Genomic DNA, 21,619 nt, shown 5'->3' with positions numbered 1-21,619 from the left:
TTGAAATAAATAAGAGAGACCGGGTGGGATCCCGATCCGGTCTCTCTTTCAATTGGACCTGAACTGAAACTGATCTGTCAATGTTTAAGGAGGAAATGAAGCAAATGGCACAAATGAACATGAAAGAAGCGATTCGTGACGCACTGCGCGTAGAGTTGAAACGCGACCCTAACGTCCTGCTTTTCGGTGAAGATGTAGGTCATGTAGGCGGTGTATTCCGCGCAACAGAAGGTCTGCAAAAAGAGTTTGGCGAAGAACGTGTATTTGATACTCCGTTGGCGGAATCCGCAATCGGGGGTCTTGCTGTGGGTCTGGGTGTCCAAGGATTCCGCCCTGTAGCTGAAATCCAGTTCGTAGGCTTTATCTTTGAAGCACTCGACCAAATGGCGATTCAAGCATCCCGTATGCGCTATCGTTCCGGTGGGCGTTACAATTCTCCAATCGTATTCCGTACGCCTTTTGGCGGCGGGGTTAAAGCTGCTGAGCTGCATACAGATTCCCTGGAAGGACTTCTGGCTCAAACACCGGGTATCAAGGTTGTTGTCCCTTCCAATCCTTACGATGCAAAAGGTCTGATGATCGCGGCTATTCGCGATAACGATCCAGTATTTTTCATGGAGCATTTGAACTTGTACCATGCATTCCGCGCTGAAGTTCCTGAGGATGATTACACAGTTGAGCTGGGTAAAGCGAACGTAGTTCGTGAAGGTTCCGATGTTACAATCATCACTTATGGTTTGATGGTACACACTTCTGTCAAAGCTGCTGATGAACTGGAAAAAACAAAAGGTATTAAAGTCGAAATTATTGACCTGCGTACCGTTAGCCCAATTGACATTGATACAATCGTGGCTTCCATTCAAAAAACAAATCGTGCCATCGTTGTTCAAGAAGCGCAAAAGAGCTCTGGCGTAGCTGCTGAAGTGATTGCACAAATTAACGAAAAAGCAATTCTGCATCTGGAAGCACCAGTTCTGCGTGTGGCAGGTCCAGATACCGTTTATCCTTTTGCTCAAATTGAAGATACTTGGTTGCCAACGCCAACACGTATCATTGATGCGGTTAATAAAGTACTGGAATTTTAATTAAAGCACACCGTAAATTTGGGAGGTTTTAAACGTGGCTAAATTTGAATATAAATTCCCGGAGCTGGGTGAAGGTCTTCACGAAGGCGAAATCATCAAGATGCACATCAAGCCCGGCGATAAAGTAACAGATGAAGATATCATTATGGAAGTACAAAACGACAAGGCTGTAGTTGAAGTTCCATGTCCGGTCAATGGTACGGTTCAAGAAGTATTTGCCAAAGACGGAGACATCTTTAACATAGGTCAAGTCGTAGCTGTAATCGATGCGGAAGGTGAACTTCCTGAACAAGAAGAAGCACCGGAAGCACCAGCTGCTAGCTCTGAGCCAAGTGCTGCTGCACAAGGCGGAGCTGCAGGTACAGCTAGATTTGAATATAAATTCCCAGAGCTGGGCGAAGGTCTTCACGAAGGCGAAATCATCAAGATACACATCAAGCCCGGCGATAAAGTAACAGATGAAGATATCATTATGGAAGTACAAAACGACAAGGCTGTAGTTGAAGTTCCATGTCCAGTCAATGGTACAGTTCAAGAAGTATTTGCCAAAGACGGAGACATCTTTAACGTAGGTCAAGTTGTGGCAATAATTGCTGCAGAGGGTGAGCTTCCTGAACAAGAAGAAACACCGGCTGCCGCTAAACAAGAACAGGATGCTGCACAAGGCGGAGCTAACACAAAACCAGCTGCAACTCCTGCTGCAACAAACAAAGACGTGCTGGCTACTCCTAGCGTACGCAAATTTGCACGTGAGCAAGGTGTAAACATCGCTCAAGTGAGTGGCTCCGGCAAAAATGGTAAAATCACTAAAGAAGATGTAGAAGCTTTCAAAAATGGTGGAGGCCAAGCGGCTGCACCAGCAGCGAAAGAAACTGCAAAAGCACAAGAGCCAGCTAAAAAAGAAGCGAAAGCTGCAGCGCCATCCGCACCAGCAGCAGATCCGCGTGTTGAGGAAGAGCGCGTACCATTTAAAGGTATCCGCAAAGCAATTTCCAACGCTATGGTTAAATCGGCTTACACAGCTCCACACGTTACGATTATGGACGAAGTGGACGTAACCGAGCTGGTTGCTTTCCGTACTCGTATGAAACCAATAGCTGAGAAGAAAGGCACGAAAGTAACATACCTACCATTCATCGTAAAAGCATTGGTTGCAGCTTCCCGTCAATTCCCGGCTCTGAATGCCTCGATCGACGAAGAAGCAAACGAAATCGTCTACAAAAAATACTACAACATCGGTATCGCTACAGATACAGACAATGGTCTGATCGTTCCTGTAATTAAAGATGCTGACCGTAAAAGCATCTGGATGATCGCTGATTCCATTCGTGATCTGGCTGTACGCGGTCGTGATGGTAAACTGGCTGCCAATGAGATGAGAGGAAGCACAATTTCTATCTCTAACATCGGTTCCGCAGGCGGTATGTTCTTTACTCCAATCATCAACTTCCCTGAAGTTGCGATCTTGGGAACTGGCCGTATCAGTGAAAAAGCAGTCGTGAAAAACGGTGAAATTGTTGCCGCTCCTGTAATGGCTCTTTCCTTGAGCTTTGACCACCGTATTATTGACGGTGCAACTGCTCAAAACTTCATGAACTATATCAAACAGCTGCTCGCTAACCCTGAGTTGCTTGTTATGGAGGTGTAATCAATGGTAGTAGGAGACGCTTCTCTGGATATTGACACATTGGTTATCGGTGCGGGTCCTGGCGGCTATGTAGCTGCTATCCGTGCTGCACAATTGGGACAAAACGTATTGATCGTTGACCAATCGGAGCTGGGCGGTGTCTGTCTGAACCGTGGATGTATTCCTTCCAAAGCTTTGATCTCTGCAGCTCATCAATATGAAGCTGCTCAACACGGCGAGTCTTTCGGTATTACTGCTGAGAACGTAAAAGTTGACTTTGCTAAAACACAAGAATTCAAAAACAGTGTTGTTAAGAAAATGACTGGCGGCGTAAGCGGTCTGCTCAAAGGCAACAAAGTTGAAGTTTTCAATGGTGAGTGCATGTTCATCAACGAAAACGAAGCGCGTGTATTCAACGAACATGAATCACCACGCTACCGTTTTAAAAATGCGATTATCGCCACAGGTTCCCGTCCAATTGAATTGAAACCATTCCCGTTTGGCGGACGTATTCTGTCTTCTACAGAAGCGTTGAACCTGCCTGAAATTCCGAAAAGCCTGATCGTAATCGGCGGTGGATACATTGGTGCAGAGCTTGGACAAATGTACTCCAAATTCGGTTCCAAAGTAACAATTATTGAAGGTATGGATACCGTTCTTCCTGGCTTCGACAAGGATATGACTTCGATCGTTGCGAAGAGCATGAAGAAAACTGGTATTGAAATCTTCACTGGCGCTAAAGCGGAAAGTGCAGAGCAAACAGATAAAGACGTAACGGTGAAATTCTCCGTTAACGGCGAAAGCAAAGAAGTAACTGCTGATTACCTGCTTGTGACCGTTGGACGTCGTCCAAACACAGACGGTGAACTGGGTCTGGATCTGATCGGTGTAGAACTGGATGAGCGTGGAATGGTGAAAGTTGACCACCAAGGACGCACTAGCATTCCTCATATCTTTGCAATCGGCGATATCGTTGCTGGTCTTGCTCTGGCTCACAAAGCTTCTTACGAAGGTAAAGTGGCTGCTGAAGCGATCGCAGGCGAACCGTCTGTAGTAGACTACAAATGTATTCCGGCTGTTGTTTTCACAGATCCAGAATGCTCCAGCGTAGGCTACACTGAGACACAAGCCAAAGAAAAAGGCCACAATGTCAAAGTTGGCAAGTTCTCTTATGGAGCAAACGGTCGTGCCGTTTCCCTGAACGCTACTGAAGGCTTTGTTAAAATCGTAGCTGACGCAGACACAGGTCTGGTACTGGGTACGCAAATCGTAGGTCTGGAAGCTTCCAACCTTATTGCTGAGCTGGGTCTGGCGATTGAAATGGGGGCTACACTCGAAGATATCTCCTTGACTATTCATGCTCACCCTACATTGGGCGAAATCGTTATGGAAGCAGCGGAAGTCGTGCTGGGTCATCCGATCCATGCATTGGCACCACGTCGCTAATCCCAATTCATTATCTTGTTTTTGATTTTCATACATGGAAAGAGAGGCAAGGAGCGCTATATCTGCGTTCTTTGCCTCTTTTTTTCATATTTTAGGATTTTCAGGACGACGATGAAAATTCACACAGTGGATAGTCAATAATGCGTAGTCCATGATAAACTAAATATAGATATGGGTGCAGAATAGCAGGTCTTTTCTAGATTAGAATTTGACGCTGCGGGCTTTGGAATACTGGATGCTGTTCGTTAACGTGAAACGGTTTTACGTTCAGTTACGTCCAGATTTTATGAATACTGGTGTTTATTCATGCTTAAAGGAGAGAAATAAAGTGCGCAATTACTTGGAACTGCTGGAGGATATATTGGAGAATGGAGTGAAAAAAGAGGACCGTACAGGGACGGGAACACTTTCTGTTTTCGGAAGACAGCTCCGCTTTGATCTGGCCAAGGGCTTTCCCTTGATGACAACTAAAAGAGTACATTTGAAATCCGTTATCCATGAGTTGCTGTGGTTCTTGCGGGGAGATACTAACATTTCTTACCTCAAAGAGAACGGGGTTACCATTTGGGACGAATGGGCAGATGAGCAGGGGAATCTGGGCCCTGTGTATGGCTCACAATGGCGTGCGTGGGAAACAACAGACGGACAACATATCGACCAGATTACAAATGTCATTGAAGCGATTAAAAACAACCCGGATTCCCGACGACATATCGTCAGTGCCTGGAATGTGGCTGAAATCGATTCAATGAAGCTCCCGCCATGCCATTTCGTATTTCAGTTTTATGTGGCCGGAGGGAAGCTTTCCTGCATGCTGACCATGCGCTCAGTCGATACCTTCCTTGGCCTTCCTTTCAATATCGCCAGTTATGCATTGCTAACGCATATGGTTGCACAGCAGTGTGGTTTGGAGCCAGGCGAATTCATTTGGTCAGGCGGCGATGTGCATATTTATTCAAATCATATGCAACAAGTGCATACGCAGCTAGAGCGTGATCCTTATCCATTGCCTCAGCTCAAAATCCTTCGTAAACCGGATTCGATATTTGATTATACGTACGAGGACTTTGCTTTTGAGAACTATGAATATCATCCGGGTATCAAGGCGCCTGTCGCTATCTGATTTGGGGGAGCTGTGAGTTATGAGCATTTCGATGATATGGGCTATGGCACAAAACGGCGTCATTGGCCGGGATAACAGTCTTCCTTGGCGCCTGCCGAGAGATATGACATTTTTCAAGGAGCAGACCATCGGTAAAACCGTACTCATGGGGCGCAAGACATGGGAATCCTTTGGTGGAAAAAGCCTGCCTATGCGGCGTAACGTTATTTTGACCCGCGATCAGAGCTATCTGGCGGAGGGCGCAGAAGTGATCCATTCTCTGGAAGCAGGTCTCCAATTGGCGGCGCAGGGAGAACTGATGATCATCGGCGGCGCAGAGATTTATTCACTGTTCTGGACACATGCTGATCGGCTAATCATTACCAGGATTGATGAGAATTTCGAGGGAGATACGACTTTTCCTGAGCTGGATTGGAACGGCTGGAATGTAGTCAGTGAAACTCCCGGTGTCAAGGATGAAAGAAACCCGTACGACTACCGTTTTGTCGTTTACGAGAGGACGAAGTAAGATTGGGGTATATTTGACCTCGCTCATTTGAAAAATTAATGAACCATATAAAAAATCCTTTTGGCTGTTGATGCAGAAAGTTGCATAAGTTTTCATTACTTTTGTGCTGTATTGTGATACAATAAATCAAATTCAACGAGAATAGACCCTTTCATGATACAAACAGACAAATTCGAATTTAGCTCAAATTCTGAATGGATGAACGGGGTTCATAAGCGAAGAGATGGGGGAACGTAACATGTCTACACCAACTGGATTTATGGAATACACACGACAGCTTCCTACAGATCGGGATCCGGCAGAGCGTATTAAGGATTGGGAAGAATTCCATAAGCATATGTCCGAAGAAGAGCTGCGTACCCAAGGGGCACGTTGTATGGACTGCGGAACTCCTTATTGTCATACGGGAATGGACATTATGGGGGCGACTTTGGGCTGCCCGGTTCATAATCTTATTCCAGAATGGAACAATCTCGTATATCGCGGTTTGTGGAAGGAAGCACTGGATCGGCTACACAAAACAAATAATTTCCCGGAATTTACTGGGCGTGTCTGTCCTGCTCCTTGTGAAGGCTCCTGTACGGTCGGCCTGATCGGGCAATCTGTTACGATTAAGACAATTGAGGAAGCTATTATCGAAAAAGGCTTTGAGGAAGGCTGGGTTGTCCCTAATCCGCCTGAAAAGCGTACAGGCAGACGGGTAGCTATTGTCGGCTCGGGTCCCGCAGGACTGGCTGCTGCTGCGCAGCTTAACAAAGCAGGACACAGCGTAACCGTGTATGAGCGTGCGGATCGTGTTGGCGGGCTGCTGATGTATGGCATCCCTTCCATGAAGCTGGACAAAAAGGTTGTTCAGCGTCGTGTGGATTTACTGGAGGCGGAGGGCATTCAGTTCATTACGAATACAGAGATCGGAAAGGATATTCCTACCGATCAGCTGATTGCTGAGTATGATGCGGTTGTACTGTGCGGTGGCTCTACGAAGCCGAGAGAATTCAATATTGAAGGTAGCGATTTGAATGGCGTTCATTATGCGATGGATTATTTGAATGGTACCATCAAGAGCTACCTGGATTCCAATCTGGAAGATGGCAACTATTTGTCCTCTCAAGGTAAGGATGTTATTGTGATCGGTGGTGGTGACACAGGTTCGGATTGTGTAGCTACTTCTTTACGTCATGGCTGTCGAAGCGTCACTCAATTTGGCACACATGCCAAAGCTCCTTTGGAACGTGACCCAATTGCCAATCCTTGGCCACAATTTCCAAACGTGTACTCTCTCGATTATGCACAGCAGGAAGCGAAGGCGATATTCGGGGAAGATCCGCGTGAGTTCTCCATCATGACAACGAAGTTTGTAGGTGATGAGAACGGTAATTTGAAAGAGCTACACACGATTCAAATTCAGCGTATTGTCGATGAAACGGGGCGTAAAATCTATCAGCCGGTTCCGGGTACGGAGCGTGTATTCCCGGCACAGATTGCTCTCATTGCTATTGGATTCGACGGTCCTGAGCAAACGATTGTTGAGCAAATTGGTTTGGAAACTGATCGTCGTTCCAATGTTAAAGCACGTTACGGGAAATATGTTACGAATGTAGATAAGGTTTTTGCTGCTGGTGATATGCGCCGCGGGCAAAGCCTTGTTGTGTGGGCCATTAATGAAGGTCGGGAAGCCGCACGTGAGGTCGATAAATACCTGATGGGCGCTACCGTTTTGGTGTAAATATAAGTTATCCAGTCAAAGCTCCATCCTCGGATGGGGCTTTGTTGCGTTTAAAGGACTAGCGTGCTCAGGTTTGTAAAATGCGAATGGATAACCATTGAATTACGAGATTTTTCTAAAACATTATTTGTTATCATTGTATGTAAAGGAATGTGAATTTAATGTTATATAATATGACTTATAAAATATTTTCCAAATCTCTAAGTCTGTTTTATACAGCGATCATAACATATAACAGGAATGAAGTGTAGCTTTTTTATTGAACAATGAAATTATTTTGCGGAAATAATCAAAAAAACGTTTTATGTGTTATATATAATCACATAAACATAACTCTCGTGGTTATGTGGGGAGTGATTTTAGATGAAAATTCATTTAAAACATCATCCTTTATAGCTCTTACATAGACCTTATAGATAATGACAGTAACTATTAACGTTACAAGGTTTCGTAAATCATCACCTGAGAGAATGATGGTATCTATGGTATAATACACGTATATTGTTGGAGCGCTAGACCAAGTGAATGGACAAAGGAGCTTTCGCCGGGAGAAGGCTCCTTTTGCATGAGGCCCTGCCTGTATTTCATTTACCTTTCGTTTATTACGTGTGAGTCAGGGAAGGGAAGCAGAAGGCCGTCAGGAAGGAATGGAATATGAATGAAGACGTTAATTATTGCTGAAAAACCGGATATGGGACGCACTATTGCGGCTGTTATGGAGCCGAGGGCCAAAAATAACCGTACCTATCTGGAGGGGGAGAAATACATTGTAACTTGGGCGATCGGTCATTTGCTGGGTCTCGCTGAGCCGGATGCATACGATGCCAAGTACAAACGCTGGAATATTAAAGATCTTCCCATTATCCCCGAGCAGTTTAAAATTGTACCGAATCCGAAAACAAAAGATCAGCTGAAAATAATTGGTGAGCTGGCCAAACGCTGTAATGCAATCGTGAATGCTTGTGATGCGGGGCGAGAGGGGCAATATATTTTTGCCTTGATTCAACAGCAGTTAAAGCTGCGTCAGCCGGTCAAGCGACTATGGATCTCAGATTTAACGGCGGAGAGTATTGCAGTAGGCTTTGAACGCTTGCGAGATGCATCGGAGTTTGAGTTTCTAACTCAGGCTGCGCGGGCACGAAGTGAAGCAGACTGGTTGATCGGTATGAATGCTTCCAGAGCCTTTACAACACGGCATAACGCGTTACTGTCGGTCGGACGGGTGCAGACTCCTGTACTGGCATTGATTCATGACCGGGAAAAGGAAATTGAGGCGTTTCAGTCTCAAACCTTTTATGACGTGTGGGCAGAGTTTAAGCAAGATCAAACCAAGTATAAAGGTGCGTGGCAAGGAGATCGGCTGACCAAGCCGGAAGAAGCTGAGGCGATAGCAGCGGCAGTTCGCGGAAAAACAGGTGAAATCACAAAATATGATGTGAAGCAGACGAAGGAATATCCTTTCAAGCTGTACGATTTGACACTGCTTCAACGTGAGGCGAATGCCAAGTATAGTTATTCAGCCAAAAAAACGCTGGATGTTGCACAAGCGCTCTATGAGCGGCATAAGGTCATTTCCTATCCGCGTACCAATTCCAACTATGTAACGGAGCAAAATATAGACGGCATGCACAAGGCGCTTCGTATGCTGGGCACAGGTCCTTATGCTGATCTGGTACAGCAAGCGAACCCCAATTTGGTCCATAAACAGAATAAAGCTGTCTGCAATCCAGCCCGTGTTGAGGATCACCATGCTATATTGCCTACGCTGAAAAGACCGGGAACGCTCAGCAAGGAGGAACAAAATGTATATGACCTGATAATCCGCAGGTTTTTGTCACATTTCTTCCCGCCTGCCGAATATAAAATGCATACTGTGATGACCCAAGTGGACAAGCATTTGTTCAAAACAAGCATTAAGGAGCTTCTGTCCTTGGGCTGGAAAGTAGTTTTGAGCAAGGCTGATCAGGATAAAGGCAAAAAGAGCAAAGCACCGAAGAAAGAGGAAGAAGAGGAAACAGACGAATGGACGGACAAAAAGTTTGAGATTGATGCAGGCCGTCCGGTGGATTGTATTCGCGCCGAGATGAAAGAAAAGGTGACACAGCCGCCTAAAAGCTACACAGAGGGCACATTGCTAAAAGCAATGGAGAGCGCAGGCAAGCAGATGGAGAACGAGGAATTACGTGAGGTCATGAAGGATGCTGGATTAGGTACACCTGCGACACGTGCCGCCACCATTGAACGTTTGAAGAAGGTCGGCTACATTGAAATGAAAGGCAAAAAGATTCTCATTACGGATAAGGGGAAAATGGCAATTGACCTGATCCGCAACGCGGGGGTCGACCTGCTAGCTTCGCCGGAGATGACAGGACAATGGGAACGCCGTCTGCATCAAATTTCCAAGGGAGAAGCTGCCCAGGAAAAGTTTATGGATAACGTTAAAAAGTTTACGTTATCCATTATTGACAAGGTGAGGCAGCAACCACCGGCTCCAGCAAACGCTTTTGGCGAGGAAGCGAGGGGCAAGCGTACGGGTAGTAAGGGAGCCACCCGTAGTGGAGGCGCAAGCGGAAGCATCACCACCCAAAGGGCTGCACGCGCTCCGTCACGGCGTACCAACAACTCGGGCGGAGCATCGTCACTGGAGCAAGTGCCATCGGGCGCAGGAGGGCGTACTGCGGCTGCATCGGGTTCAGCTGGGAGTAGTTCAAGCGCGAGAGCAGCGCGAGCTTCGTCCGCCGAGCCGTCGGGCACTTCGCCGGGCCAAAGGCAGGCTTTAGGCAGCTGCCCGCGGTCGAATTGTGGCGGGAGCATTATCGAAGGCCGCAAAGGATATGGATGCAGCAACTACAAGCAGGGCTGCGGCTTTGTCGTCTGGAAGGAATATGCTGGCAAGCAGATTACGGAAACGATGCTCAAGTCTCTGTTGACGAAGGGGCAGACACAGCTGCTATCTTTTAAGCGTAAAGATGAATCGACCGTCAAAGCAAGAATTGTTCTGAATGAACCAGGTACAGGGCAGCTTAGCGTTCGTGAGGAAAACTGATACAGGTACAGAGTATGATTTTCGACAGATTGAAAAAGAAGGCCTTTTTAGCTGTCATCAGATGATTTCTGAATTCATCAGGAGTCATCTTTTTTTATGTTCCGTACCCCAAAATTCCCCATAACAGATGCTTGTATAACATTTTATTAAACATTTGTAAGCTTCCAACCGATAAAACAAATAAGGGTTATGCAAAAGTATTTTTTCTAGGTAGTTTATAAAGCGAACTCTATGCATAGCGTTCAAAAAACTTCCCTTAGCGGACTGTGCAAATCAGGAAGTAAAGTTGTGTTATGTGTTTAAAACGTGAACGCGATCGCTTCACATGAAAACTTTTTTAAAGGAGATGATGGAAGGATCGTGGAAGAGAAAACGGTAAATGTAGCAGGCTCACTGCAATTACGCAAGCTGGGCAACTCGGATTTAAAGCTGTCACCGCTTGGGCTTGGGTGCTGGCAGTTCAGCAATGGAAAAGGGATAGTCGGGAAATTCTGGCCGGTGCTGCGGCGGGAGGATATACGGCAAATCGTACAGACCAGTTTAGAAGGTGGAATTAATTGGTTTGATACCGCTGAAGCATACGGTGGCGGACAGTCTGAACAGCTACTGGCGGGCACGCTGAATGAGATCGGAGGACCGCTCGCAGAACAGGCGAATATCGCTACGAAATGGTGGCCGGCCTTTCGCACCGCAGGCAGTATCACAGCAACGATTGATGAACGTATTCGCCATTTGGATCAACGGACAATTCACCTCTACCAGGTGCATTCGCCTTACTCCTTTGCTTCGGTTGGCGCCGTGATGAATGCGATGGCTAAACTGGTTGGGCAAGGAAAGATTAAATATGTGGGCGTAAGCAACTTTTCCGCGCAACAAATACGTGAATCTGATCGTGTGCTGCGTGAGCACGGCCTTCGCCTAGTTTCGAATCAAGTGAAATACAGCCTACTCGACCGGAGAATCGAACAGAACGGAATTCTGGATACGGCCAAAGAGCTCGGCGTGGCAATCATCGCATACTCTCCGTTAATGCAGGGGATCTTAAGTGGAAAATTCCATAAAAATCCTTCTCTGGTCAAGTCGATCAAGGGCCCGCGCAAGTGGACAGCGGCATTCCGGGATTCGGGGCTGCGGAGATCGAAGCCGCTGATTGAAACATTGGAACAGCTGGCTCAACAATATAATGTGACGCCAACGCAGATTGCCCTGAATTGGCTGATTAACGCTCATGGAGAGAACGTATTTGCGATACCTGGGGCTTCAAAAGTACATCATGCCGAGGAAAATGTGAAGGCGATGCAGTTTACCTTGACAGCCGGTGAGATTGAGATGGTCAGCCACGTTTCCAACCAGGTGCTGAGATCGAAGTAATCGTTAGCCCTTGGATATATCCTCCGCAGTAAGCTTACCTGTTCTTAATCAGTTGTGGAGGGGTCCCTTTTGTTTTCCTGGTTTGATTTTGGCTTTCTCCTAAAAATGTTGGAAAAGGCACGTTTTACTCTTCCGAAGTTACACTCCAACTGTCAGTCACTCCCCGTGTACACTCACGTCGCTATATTTCGGCGAAACGTCGAATGCGAGAGAAGCTTTGGAACGTCATTTTTGTCGTAACCTCATAGAATGTCGCTTGTGAAAACACAGATATTAAATACTTAGAACTAATTGACAAAATGAGATATTTTTCATATTGTACAATTAATTTGATATATGTATCAATATTAGGGTGTATACTAGGCGGATCACATATCCATCATTTAGAAAAGCTAAGCCGCTAAAGTTGTGCAGGTTGGTATCTCTGAATCTTGGGAGGGGGGATGAGAGGAATTTAGTGGCTCGATATAATGTTTTAATCAGCATCTAACAACGTATTGTGAATATTTATAAAAATAAAACGTTTCGAAAATTCAACCGAACTGATAACAAAGCTTGCTGCATTTTGGTGCTAAGGAACCTAAAGGTGTGGATACAGCGACAGATCATACTTACTTTTTTTGGCACAACCGGGTGAAGTCTGCTGTCTGTTCCTGTGCTTTTATATGGGAACAGGCTTCTTTTATTTGTAGCGGGAAATGACTGGGCATACGGAGTAGAACGCATGAAATGATTAACAACAGGAGGGAATTTTATGCAAACGAGCGTAATAAGTGTCAAGGAGTATCCGTTAAGTTCCTATCAGAAAGATATATGGTTCGAACAGTGCATGTACCCTGGGAAGCCCATTTACAATATTGGTGGGTATGTTGAGGTTAAAGGAAACCTGAATACCGCTATCATTAGCCAGTCCATGCAGTTGTTAATCAGACAAAATGATTCTCTGAGTGCCCGTTTTATTGATAAAAAGGGAGAGCCTTATTTAACATTTCTGCCGGAAGCTGACTATGAAGTTCCGTTTCATGATTTCTCGGTGAAGGAAAACCCAAACTCTTTTTGCATCAACTGGATGAAAAATGAGTTTTTAAAACCTTTTCAACCAGAGGACTGCTATTTTCAATTTGTTTTGTTGAAAGGTGCCCCGAACACATACTTCATTTTACTTAAAGTTCATCATTTGGTGATCGACGGATGGGGATTTGCTCTCTTAATCAGTCAAATGTTTGACAATTACAATAAATTGGTGCAAGGAATTGGCGAAATGAACAGAACGGTCTATTCCTATGCTGATTTTATTTCCGATAATCAGAATTATCTGAATTCTCCGGCCTTTTTAAAAGACAGGGCGTTCTGGCAGAACAAATATCTGACCATTCCCGAGCCTCTGTTTAGCAGAGGCATGGATATCGATGATGGTGACGGTGATTCCGTTTGGAGTGCTCGGCGAACCTTAACTATAAACAAGGCGTTATACAATCAAATGATTGAATTTTGCAAAGAGGAAGGATGCTCGTCGTTCCACTATTTTTTAGGCATACTGTTCCTGTATTTCAGCAAGATTTGCAATCGGACCGAAATGGTGATCGGCGTCCCGGTTTTTAATCGGAGCAAAGCGAAATATAAGCAGACTATGGGACATTTCGCCAACGTGCTGCCGCTGCGGATCAGCCCCGAGAAAGATATAAGCTTCAAAGAACTGATTAAGAGCATCAAACGTGAGCTTATGCAATGCTATCGACATCAGAAAATGTCTTTCGGTGAAATTTACCGGGCGGTTTACGAGAATAGCAATGAGAAAGGCAAACTGTTTGATATATCGCTTTCTTTCGAAGAACAGGAAACGAGAGAAGCATTGATCGGCGCAGCAAGCCGGATTGTAAGTATGCCGCATCATCATGAAAGAAATGCACTCAATCTCCTGATATGGGGACAAGAAGGTGAAGCGGATGTAGCCGTTAATTTTGACTATCAGATACAGGCTTTTGAAAGATTCATCCCCATTGAGAACGTTATCTCCCACTTTGAATATTTATTTGCTCAAGTCATGGAGCAAAGTGAAACTCTTATTTCGCAAATCGAAATCGTGCCAGAGGAAGAAAGGAGTACGCTAGTTCGCGGTTTTAACCATACGGAGGCGGAATATCCGAAGGATCAAACGATCCACGGGTTGTTTGAGAAACGAGCGGAGCAAAGAGCAGATCACCCGGCTTTAGTCTGGGGAGAGCAAACGCTGACCTACTGGGAGCTGAACGAGCAGGCGAATCAGCTGGCTACAGTCTTGAGAGAGCGGGGAGTGAAGCCAGATGATATCATCGCCATCATGGCGGAGCGTTCCATGGAAATGGTCATCGGCATCCTGGGAACACTCAAAGCGGGCGGAGCCTACCTGCCGATAGATCCGAATTATCCGGAGGAACGGATTCACTATATGCTGGAGGACAGCGGAGCGTCCATTTTACTGACGCAAAAGCATCTCCGGGACAAGCTCACCTATCACGGACCGATCATGGATTTGGATGGCGAAAGCCTAAGGCATATAGAACTAGACCGTGCCAATCTGGAGCCTGTTAACAAGCCGACGGATTTGGCTTATATCATCTATACCTCGGGTTCCACGGGGAAACCCAAAGGGGTCATGGTAGAACACCGGGGAATCATCAACCTCCGGCAATTTTTCCAGGAACAATGGGGCGTGGACGGATCGGACCGGATGCTGCAGTTTGCCAGCAGCTCGTTTGATGCCTCGGTCTGGGAAATGTTCACGATTTTGCTGGGAGGCGGAACGTTGTATCTGGTTTCGCGGGATATTATTAATAATCTGAACGAATTTGCACGCTTCATGAATGAAAACCAAATTACGATTGCACTGCTTCCGCCTACCTATCTGGCAGGGATTGAGCCGGACAGGCTGCCGACGCTGAAAAAACTGGTGACAGGCGGATCATCGATTACCAAAGAGCTGGTTATGCGGTGGAAGGACAGCGTGGAATATATGAACGCCTATGGTCCGAGCGAATCGAGCGTAATTGCAACCGCGTGGACGTACCGGGAAGAGGATATGGGGTATCCATCGGTACCGATTGGCAAACCGATTGCCAATACTCGAATTTACATTATGGACACACATCAAAAGCTGCTACCGCTGGGAGCAGCCGGGGAAATGTGCATTGCAGGAGACGGATTGGCCAGGGGATATCTGCACCGGCCGGAGCTGACGGCGGAGAAGTTTGTGGCGAATCCTTACGAAGCTGGAGAGAAGCTGTACCGGACAGGCGATCTGGTGCGTTGGCTGCCGGACGGGAATATCGAATTTTTGGGAAGAATCGACGATCAGGTGAAAATTCGGGGCTTCCGCATTGAGCTGGGTGAAATCGAAGCGCAGCTAATGAAGCATCCGCTTGTCCGGGAGATAGCGGTGATCGCGAGGGAAGACAAGCAAGGCGAGAAGTATCTGGCGGCGTATTTTACAGCAGAGGGCGAACCGGGAGTGGAAGAGCTGCGGGAACAGCTTATGCAGGAGCTGCCTGATTATATGGTGCCGTCCAGCTTTATGCAGCTGGATGACATGCCGATGACTCCGAGTGGAAAGAATGACCGAAAAGCATTGCCCGAGCCCGATCTGACCGTGAATGCAACGGAGGAATATGCAGCTCCGAGAGACAAAATAGAGGAGATATTGGCTGAAATATGGGAAAAAGTCCTGAAAGTCGAACGGGTAGGCATTAAGGATCATTTTCTGAATCTGGGGGGAGATTCTATTAAAGCCATCCAGATCGTGTCCAAGCTTCACGATTATAAGCTAAAGCTGCAACTGAAGGATCTATTTGACCATCCTGTGATTGAACAATTGAGAGCCTATGTACAATCTGTCGAACATACTGCTTTTCAAGGAATGGTAACAGGGGAAATCATGCTCACGCCCATCCAAAGCTGGTTTTTTGAGCAGTCTTTTGCAGCAAAACATCACTTCAACCAGTCCGTTCTGTTACATAGGAAACAGGGGTTTGACGAAAGGATGTTAAGAAAGGTGTTCGATCGTTTGGTGGAACACCATGATGCTTTGCGTATTGTAGTGCGTGAGAAGGCGGGACAGGTGGTTCTGTTCAACCGGGGCACGGAAGGCGAACTATATTCGCTGGAGGTAAAGGATTTTACAAATGATGATATATATGATAGCTCCGTAAAGGAAGAAGCCGCCCTGCTTCAGTCCCGCATGGATTTAGAATGTGGACCTCTGATGCAAGCAGGCTTGTTCAAAACGAAAGACGGTGACTATCTGTGCGTAAGTATTCACCACCTGGTGGTTGACGGGATTTCTTGGCGGATTCTTTTTGAGGATATTTCTACAGGATACCGACAGGCGGAGAAGGGGGAAGAAGTCACATTCAGAGGGAAAACGGACTCTTTCCTGGCATGGTCTGAACAACTTTATACGTATGCCGGCAGCGGGGAGCTTCTCCAAGAAATCACATACTGGTCCGCGCTGGAACAGAATGAAATCAAGCCTATTCCCAAGGATCATCTCGTTCATGGCAGAACATATATGGATAGCGATCATATCGAAATCGTGCTGGATGAAGTCCAAACCGCCAAACTGCTTAGAGAAGTGAATAAGGCTTACAATACTGAAATCAACGATGTTCTTTTGACGGCATTGGGAGAGGCTATTCGGGAATGGACAGGAGAAGACAAGGTGCTTGTTAACCTGGAAGGGCACGGACGTGAAGAAATCATTCAGGATATGGATATCAGCAGAACCGTAGGCTGGTTTACCGCCCAATACCCTGTGATTTTGGATATGGCAGGTGTCAAGGACGTGTCTTCCCGGCTTAAAGCCGTCAAAGAAAGCCTCCGGCGCATTCCGCAAAAAGGCATCGGCTACGGCATTTTAAAATACCAGACGTTCCCTCGGGACGAGGAAATCTTAAGGTTTAATTTGCACCCTGAGATCAGCTTCAACTACCTGGGGCAGTTTGACCAGGATATCGATACCGACATATTTACCATCTCCGATGTTCTTACCGATGAGACGGTTTCACCCGACATGCAAAGACCTTACTGCTTGGACATTAACGGAAGGGTGGCTGATGGAAAACTAAGGATGAGTTTCGCCTATCACAAGCACGAATATGAAAAGGCCACGCTGATCACAGTGGCGGAAGGCTTTAAGCGAAATCTGGAGCAAATTATCGAGCATTGCTCATCACAGGAATATACGGAACTGACAGCCAGTGATGTAAGTTCCAGCAACATTACGACGGCGGAGGTAGAAGAGGTATATCGCGCGATGGGGGACTCTAAGCCCAATATCGCGGATATTTATACACTGACCCCTATGCAGTCGGGAATGCTCTACCACTTCCTCAGGGAGCAAAACTCGCACGCGTATTTTGAACAAGCAGTGATCAGTCTGAAGGGCGAAATCGATAGAAGCTTGTTTGAACGTGCTTTCCAGCAGGTGATTCAAAGACATGATATTTTGCGGACTGCCTTTGTTTATGAGAAGGTGGAAAAACCGGTTCAGGTCGTTTTAGAGGACAGACCAGCTGAAATGTTTTTCGAGTATATCTCCTTCTTAACAGAGGAAGAGAAAGAAAACTATCTCCAAGCCTATTTGGACAAGGATAGAGAAAAGAGCTTTGACCTCACCCGGGAGCCGCTGATCAGATTTGCCTTGATTAGAATTAATGCCGACAGCTATCGTTTCATTTTGAGTTTTCATCATATCATTATAGATGGATGGTGTCTTGGCATTGTATTTAAAGAGCTGCTGGAAATTCACAGTGCTCTTCATAAAGGAAGCATACCGCAATTAGGCACAGTGTATCCTTATCGTCAATATATCCAGTGGCTGGAACAAAGGGATGACCGGGAGACGGGGGCTTACTGGGAGAATTATCTGACAGAGTACGAACAGCCAGCGCTGTTGCCTAAAATCAAAAGTGGTATAGCTCATCCGGGATACATTCAGGAAGAATACGATTTTACGATAAATAGGGAAATGAAGGAGAGTTTGGAGGGAATCGCAAGAGAAAGTGGCGCCACGTTAAGTACGGTGATACAGGCCGTATGGGGAATCCTGCTGCAACGGTACAACAATACCCAGGATGTGGTGTTCGGAACGGTTGTCTCGGGAAGACCGGCAGAAATTCAAGGCGTTGAACAGATGGTAGGACTGTTTATCAATACGATTCCTGTCAGAGTCCGGGCAGAAAAGGAAGAAAGCTTTTCAGCCCTGGTTGCCAAACTTCAGCAGGAGGCATGGGCATCGGAGCGGCATCACTATTATCCGCTGGCGGAAATTCAGTCGAGGACCGCCTATGGAGGCGGATTGGTGCAAAACCTGCTGGCCTTTGAAAACTATCCGATAGAGGAAGCTGTCAAAGGACAGGGCGACCACGGAACAGATTTGAGGGTACTGTCCACGAAGGTTTCCGAACAGACAAATTTTGATTTTAATTTCATTGTTGTGCCTGAGAACGATCTGCAGATCAAATTCCGCTACAATAGCTTGGCCTATGACAGAAGCTTTATGGAGCGGGTAGCCGGGCAGATTAAAATGATCATCCGTGAAATCATCCGTTGTCCAAAGATGAGGATCGAAGATATCGAGATCGTACCGGAGGAAGAGAGCAGCGTGCAGCTCCGTGATTTTAACCGCACGGAGGCGGAATATCCAAAGGATCACACGATTCAGGGACTGTTTGAGGAACGAGCGGAGCAAAGAGCAGATCATCCGGCTTTGGTCTGGGGAGAGCAAACGCTGACCTACCGGGAGCTGAACGAGCAGGCGAATCGGCTGGCTACAGTCTTGAGAGAGCGGGGAGTGAAGCCGGATGATATCGTTGCCATCATGGCGGAGCGTTCCATGGAAATGGTCATCGGCATCCTGGGAACACTCAAAGCGGGCGGAGCCTACCTGCCGATAGATCCGAATTATCCGGAGGAACGGATTCACTATATGCTGGAGGACAGCGGCGCGTCCATTTTACTGACGCAAAAGCATCTCCGGGACAAGCTCACCTATCACGGGACAGTCATGGATTTGGATGACGAAAGCCTGAAGCATAAAGAGCTAGACCGTGCCAATCTGGAGCCTGTTAACAAGCCGGAGGATTTGGCTTATATCATTTATACCTCGGGATCTACGGGGAAACCCAAAGGGGTCATGGTAGAACACCGGGGAATCATCAACCTCCAGCATTTCTTCCAGGAACAATGGGGCGTGGACGGATCGGACCGGATGCTGCAGTTTGCCAGCAGCTCGTTTGATGCCTCGGTCTGGGAAGTGTTCACGATTTTGCTGGGAGGCGGAACGCTGTATCTGGTTTCGCGGGATATTATTAATAATCTGAACGAATTTGCACGCTTCATGAATGAAAACCAAATTACGATTGCACTGCTTCCGCCTACTTATCTGGCAGGGATTGAGCCGGACAGACTGCCGACGCTGAAAAAACTGGTGACAGGCGGATCAGCGATTACCAAAGGGCTGGTTACGCGGTGGAAGGACAGCGTGAAGTATATGAATGCCTATGGTCCGAGCGAATCAAGTGTAATTGCAACCGCGTGGAGGTACCGGGAAGAGGATATGGGGTATCCATCGGTACCGATTGGCAAACCGATTGCCAATACTCGAATTTACATTATGGACACACATCAAAAGCTGCTACCGCTGGGAGCAGCCGGGGAAATGTGCATTGCGGGAGACGGATTGGCCAGGGGATATCTGCACCGGCCAGAGCTAACGGCGGAGAAGTTTGTGGCGAATCCTTACGAAGCTGGAGAGAAGCTGTACCGGACAGGCGATCTGGTGCGTTGGCTGCCGGACGGGAATATCGAATTTTTGGGAAGAATCGACGATCAGGTGAAAATTCGGGGCTTCCGCATTGAGCTGGGTGAAATCGAAGCGCAGCTAATGAAGCATCCGCTTGTCCGGGAGGTAGCGGTGATCGCGAGGGAAGACAAGCAAGGCGAGAAATATCTGGCGGCGTATTTTACAGCAGAGGGCGAACCGGGAGTGGAAGAGCTGCGGGAACAGCTTATGCAGGAGTTGCCTGATTATATGGTGCCGTCCAGCTTTATGCAGCTGGATGACATGCCGATGACTCCGAGCGGGAAAATTGACAGGAAGGCATTGCCCGAGCCTGAATGGCAGGGAAGCGACCACACAGTCAGCAGCCCAAGAAATGACGTTGATTTGAAAATCCAGAAGGTATGGCAGGAGATTCTCGGCATAGAGTCGATCGGAATTGATGAGCATTTCTTTAGACTGGGTGGCAATTCGATCAAGGCGATTCAGGTGGTTTCGAGGCTGGCGCTGGATTTTGAAGTGGGCATTAACGACATCTTTCAATATCCGACGATTCGGGCCTTGGCGGATAACATTAAGTATTCCAAAGACAGATTAAAACAATTCGTGTACGCCTTACGGGAAGTGGCAGCTTCCGGAGAAAACGGCGTACCTGGTGTTGTCTGGAAAATGCGCGAGAGTCTCAAAGAATACCGGAAGAAAAATCAGGGTTATGAAAACATCGATCTTTCTGAACGGGCTGACTACCGTAATGTTCTGCTGGTAGGAGGAACAGGGTATCTGGGAATCCATATTTTGTTCCAATTGCTGCAAAATACGGAATATAAGGTGTATGTACCTGTTCGGGGAACGAGTGACGATGAGGCGCTGGAAAGACTGTGGGCGAAGCTGAAGTTCCATTTTGGCCTTGAGCTTGATGGGGAGAAGGCCTGGGAAGACAGAGTGTGCGTGTTTTGTGGAGACTTAACCCAGGACTACTTTGGACTGAGCCGGGAGCGCTATGAGGATTTGGCCGGAAGCATTGATGCGATCATTAACTCGGCGGCAAATGTGAAGCATTTTGGGCATTACTCGGAATTTCAGGCGGTCAATGTGGAAGGGAACGAAAGACTGATCAAATTTGCTGGCACAGGGAAGAAAAAGACCTACAATTTCGTTTCCACCACCAGCGTAGGTAGCGGCTGGATAGAAGACCAGAGCAGCATCATGTTCACTGAATATGATTGCAATGTCGAGCAAAGCTCTGATAACTATTACGTTATGACAAAGCTCGAAGCCGAGAAAGAGATTGTAAGAGCAAGGGAAGAAGGGCTTGATTCCAATGTGTTCAGGGTCGGGAACCTCGTGTTTGATTCCAATTCGGGGATCTTCCAGGAAAATATTTCGGATAATGCATTTTATTCGTTGGTAAAGTCGATGATCAAACTTGGCCGATTACCCGCAATTCAAGATAAAACCATGAACTTCTCCTTTGTGGATGAGGTGGCCAAGGCAGTTGTACTCCTATTCGACCGGAAAAATCTAATCAACGAAACCTATCATCTGTTTAACAGCCATCAGGTTAGCATGATATCTTTTGCCAAGCTTTTGAAGCAGGCGGATATAAATGTAAAGCCGATGCCAGTGGAGGATTTTACCGAATACATGTTTGAAAAATACGATGAACCGGAGACAGCGCAGGAGGTTGCCAGGATTCTTGTTCATTCCAACGTCTTCTTTGAGGGAGCAAGCAAAACGTTGTTCATGACGATGAACAAGAAGACTGACGGTATTTTGCAGGAGCTGGGGTTTGAGTGGTCCAGGCTGGACAGTCAAAAAGTGAAGCTGATGATGGATCATGTCAAAAAAGTAGAGTTTATGTAAAAGAATAGAAG

General features: G+C 46.7%; 9 protein-coding genes. All 9 read left to right on the top strand.

The genetic code is table 11. From position 1 onward, the window contains the following. Positions 1 to 104 precede the first annotated feature (104 nt). The 9 genes from QMK20_RS13830 to QMK20_RS13790 all read left to right on the top strand — a co-directional run bounded on the left by QMK20_RS13830 (position 105) and on the right by QMK20_RS13790 (position 21,608). Complete coding sequence (locus QMK20_RS13830; RefSeq protein ID WP_014281492.1) at positions 105 to 1,085, top strand: alpha-ketoacid dehydrogenase subunit beta; 981 nt, start codon at positions 105 to 107, stop codon at positions 1,083 to 1,085. A gap of 34 nt (positions 1,086 to 1,119) precedes the next feature. Next, positions 1,120 to 2,733: a 2-oxo acid dehydrogenase subunit E2 gene (locus tag QMK20_RS13825; protein WP_283652083.1), complete on the top strand. Its 1,614-nt coding sequence runs from the start codon at positions 1,120 to 1,122 to the stop codon at positions 2,731 to 2,733. A gap of 3 nt (positions 2,734 to 2,736) precedes the next feature. Beyond that, entirely contained in the window at positions 2,737 to 4,158 is a 1,422-nt protein-coding gene (gene lpdA / locus QMK20_RS13820) for a dihydrolipoyl dehydrogenase (protein WP_283652082.1), read from the top strand. Between the two features lie 328 nt (positions 4,159 to 4,486). Further along, positions 4,487 to 5,281, top strand: a complete 795-nt coding sequence (gene thyA / locus QMK20_RS13815; protein ID WP_283652081.1) for a thymidylate synthase — start codon at positions 4,487 to 4,489, stop codon at positions 5,279 to 5,281. A gap of 19 nt (positions 5,282 to 5,300) precedes the next feature. After that, a complete protein-coding gene (locus QMK20_RS13810; RefSeq protein ID WP_283652080.1) occupies positions 5,301 to 5,789 on the top strand; it encodes a dihydrofolate reductase in 489 nt (162 codons plus the stop codon). Positions 5,790 to 6,027: 238 nt separating this feature from the next. After that, positions 6,028 to 7,515, top strand: a complete 1,488-nt coding sequence (locus QMK20_RS13805; RefSeq protein WP_283652079.1) for a glutamate synthase subunit beta — start codon at positions 6,028 to 6,030, stop codon at positions 7,513 to 7,515. Positions 7,516 to 8,173: 658 nt separating this feature from the next. Continuing rightward, positions 8,174 to 10,561 carry a type IA DNA topoisomerase gene (locus QMK20_RS13800; protein WP_283652078.1) on the top strand — a complete coding sequence of 796 codons (2,388 nt, stop codon included), beginning with the start codon at positions 8,174 to 8,176 and terminating at the stop codon, positions 10,559 to 10,561. Between the two features lie 360 nt (positions 10,562 to 10,921). Beyond that, a complete protein-coding gene (locus tag QMK20_RS13795; RefSeq protein ID WP_283652077.1) occupies positions 10,922 to 11,932 on the top strand; it encodes an aldo/keto reductase in 1,011 nt (336 codons plus the stop codon). Between the two features lie 754 nt (positions 11,933 to 12,686). Then, positions 12,687 to 21,608 carry a non-ribosomal peptide synthetase gene (locus QMK20_RS13790; protein WP_283652076.1) on the top strand — a complete coding sequence of 2,974 codons (8,922 nt, stop codon included), beginning with the start codon at positions 12,687 to 12,689 and terminating at the stop codon, positions 21,606 to 21,608. Positions 21,609 to 21,619: the final 11 nt, after the last annotated feature.

The organism is Paenibacillus sp. RC334 (assembly GCF_030034735.1).
GTDB classification, from domain to species: domain Bacteria; phylum Bacillota; class Bacilli; order Paenibacillales; family Paenibacillaceae; genus Paenibacillus; species Paenibacillus terrae_A.
The sequence above is the reverse complement of the archived record's forward strand: the minus strand, read 5'-3'. Positions and strand labels throughout refer to the sequence as shown.